Here is a 1,277-nt window from a genome sequence, read left to right as displayed (position 1 = left end):
TGAGGTGCCCTTGATCTTCCGGACAGCGACCCGCGTAGGGTTGCAGGTAACCGGAAAGAGAAAGCACGTGCCGCCAAGATATACACAGCAGTTCAAGGACGAGGCCGTCCGTATGGTGTTGGACGGTCCCCGACCGATCACCCAGGTCGCACGCGAGTTGGGAATCCACGACACGACACTCGGGACCTGGGTGACGCGTTATCGCAGATCGATGGCGGGGCCGGAATCTGCGCCCCGGAACCCCGACACTTCGACGGAGCGTGAACGGCAACTGGAGCGCGAGGTTCGGAAACTCCGTGAAGAGAATGCGTTCCTCCTAAAAGCCAGCGCCTACTTCGCCCGCGACCATCGGTGAGTTCCCGCTACGAACTCGTCGACGCGGAGAAGGCGAATTTCCGTGTAGCCGAAATGTGCCGATGGCTCGACATCTCCCGATCCGGATACTACGAATGGCGAATCCGTCCGGAATCCGCAACCGCACGTCGACGGGAACGCCTCAAGGCGGCGATCAAGGAGATCTTCACGGCGAATCACGAGACCTACGGATATCGACGCGTCCACGCCGTCCTGGCGCGCTCCGGCGAGACCGCGTCCCCGGAACTCGTCCGCGCGTTGATGCGTGACCTGGGGCTCGTGCCCTGTCAGCCCCGGCCGTGGCGGGTCGTCACGACCCGAGCCGACGGCGCGCATCCGCGCATCCCCGACCTGGTCCGCCGCGACTTCGCCGCGGGCCGGCCGGGCGTCAAACTCGTCGGTGACGTCACCTACATTCCGACCTGGGAGGGATTCCTCTATCTCGCCACGGTCATCGACTGCCACAGCAAGGCGGTCGTCGGCTGGGCGATGGCGGACCATTTCAAGACCTCGCTGGTCACCGCGGCACTCGACATGGCCCGCGGACGGATCGACATCGAGAAGGGCGCGATATTTCACTCGGACCGCGGCAGCAACTACACTTCTGGGGAATTCGCCCGCGTGCTGAGTCGTCACAACATTCGCCAGTCGGTCGGACGCACCGGAGTGTGCTGGGACAATTCGATGGCGGAATCCTTCTTCGGTGCCCTGAAGAACGAATGGCTGAACCGCTACGTCTTCACGGACCACGCGAAGGCACGCCGCGAGGTTGTCAGATACATCGAAGGGTTCTATAATCGCCGACGACTCCACTCACGCCTGGGATATCGCACGCCGCTGGAAGTCCTGAACGAGCACAAGCAACTCGGGCTGGCGGCGTAAACAACAGAAGTCAACGTGTCCGGAAAACACGGGGCACCTCA

Annotated in this window: 1 protein-coding gene; it reads left to right on the top strand. The window is 62.8% G+C overall.

The features are described from left to right. Positions 1-112: 112 nt before the first annotated feature. A protein-coding gene (locus tag ACZ4FV_RS52395; protein WP_465328555.1) for an IS3 family transposase occupies positions 113-1,236 on the top strand; the annotation gives its coding sequence in 2 pieces (ribosomal slippage) (positions 113-317 and positions 317-1,236; 1,125 coding nt in all). Positions 1,237-1,277: the final 41 nt, after the last annotated feature.

The organism is Embleya sp. NPDC025285, assembly GCF_055558835.1.
Note: the sequence above shows the minus strand (reverse complement) of the source record. Positions and strands in the feature narration are given on the sequence as shown.